General features: G+C 59.9%; 1 pseudogene. It reads right to left on the bottom strand.

The window, feature by feature from the left end:
• Positions 1 to 1,665, bottom strand: a pseudogene (locus PSI23_RS21305) (toprim domain-containing protein); the annotation flags it as partial.

The following is a 1,665-nucleotide window of genomic DNA, read 5'->3' as shown; positions in this document are numbered from 1 at the left end:
CAGCAGCTCTTCATCCACATCAATGGCGGTCGTCGTCAACATCAGCATCACCGGGCCTTTCACCGTGTAGCTTTTGGTGACCAGCGTGCCGGTCGTCTCATCCTTGCCCGTGCTCGCCATCGTCAGCTCGCCGTCGTCAGCTCGCCGTCCGACTGCAACAACTTCAACGCATAGGCGGCCTGCCGCACGCCCTCTTCTTCGGCAATGGCGAGGATTTTATGTTGGAGATTGGTTTCCCCCAGATAAAACAGGCTTTGCCCGGTCATGGCACTGTACTGCACCCGCTCTTCTGCCGGTATCAAATTCAGCACCGCCTCCATTAATGAGGATTTTCCGGCGGCGCTGCTGCTCTGGATCAGGACGGCTAAGGGTTTAGGCAACTTGCGGCTCACGGCGGCCAGATACCCCGCCAGTAAGTTCGTGGATTCACCGACCACGCCACAGGCGGCTAAATCGGCGGTGATACGACTGACCAGCGCCGGATCTTGCAACAAAGCCAGTGCTGCCTCCCGTTCAGCTTCGTTCAGCTCAGGCGCTGCTGCCGCCGGCTTTTTCGCCTGCTGTAGCCACTGTTCGGCAGCCAGCAACACTTGCCCCAGCGAACGCCGCAGTGCCCCGTCTGCCATCCCCAGTTCGGTAGCCGCCAGCCTGGCATAACTGTTCCGACTGCGGGCACTCATCAGATCAACCCCATCCGCGAACAGCACCCCGCTTTGCCTGTCCAACACCTGCGCATTGAGTTTCATGGCGGCAGCGCCGGCTTTGACTGCCCCCATGCCCCGCAGACACCATTGCAGTGTGCCGACCGATATCAGCAGCTCGCCATTCTCGCCGGGTTCACAGACAACCCCCGGTGTGGTGTTGGGAGCGGGTTCAGCCACTAAAGCAGAAGTCGGGTCGGGAACCGTGACGGGATCAGTCGCAACGATGCCTGCCACGTCCTGCATGGGCACCGCGCTTTCAAGCAGCAGGGCAAAGGCGCTTTCCGGCTCGGCGACCTGACACAGATAACCGTTGGCATCCATGCCCGACGGGAACACCACGCGCAGCGGGGTGATCCCTTTGGCGGCCAGTGCTACGGCCAGTTTCACCGCGGCTTCATTGCCTGCGCTGTCATTGTCGAACGCGATCAACACCTGCTTAATGCCGTAGTGCTCAAAGGCCTGCCAGTGGTCAACCGTGACCCCGTTCACCCCGTAAGCGGCGGTGACATTGCGATGCCCGGCGACCCAGAACGACAGCGCATCAATCAGCGATTCACACAGGATCAGACTTTTCGAGGCCATCAATGCAGCTTCATTCCAGATCCCACGGTGCGCCCCCGGCAGGTAAATATGTTTGGGCGTCCCGGCCCGCAGACGGTCAATGATTTTACGGCCATACATTTCCTGTACCTGACCATTGAGACCGATCACCGGAATGACCAGCGAGCCGCTGAAGTATTCATGCCCGCTGTCACGCAACAACCCGGCCACCTGAAGCTGGGCGCGGATCTCCGCCCCGGCTTTCAGCTTTTTCTCCGGCAATCGGTAGGCCAGCGTGCGGTTAGCAAAGCCCAGCTTAAACTGCGCCACTAATTCAGGATGGTTCAGCCGCCGTTTGGTCAGATAGGCCTGTGCTTCCGGGGCATTGAGCAACGTATGATGGTAGAACTCCGCCACCCGT

The sequence above is a fragment of the Xenorhabdus yunnanensis genome, from assembly GCF_028598805.1.
Lineage (GTDB): Bacteria > Pseudomonadota > Gammaproteobacteria > Enterobacterales > Enterobacteriaceae > Xenorhabdus > Xenorhabdus yunnanensis.
Note: the sequence above shows the minus strand (reverse complement) of the source record. Positions and strands in the feature narration are given on the sequence as shown.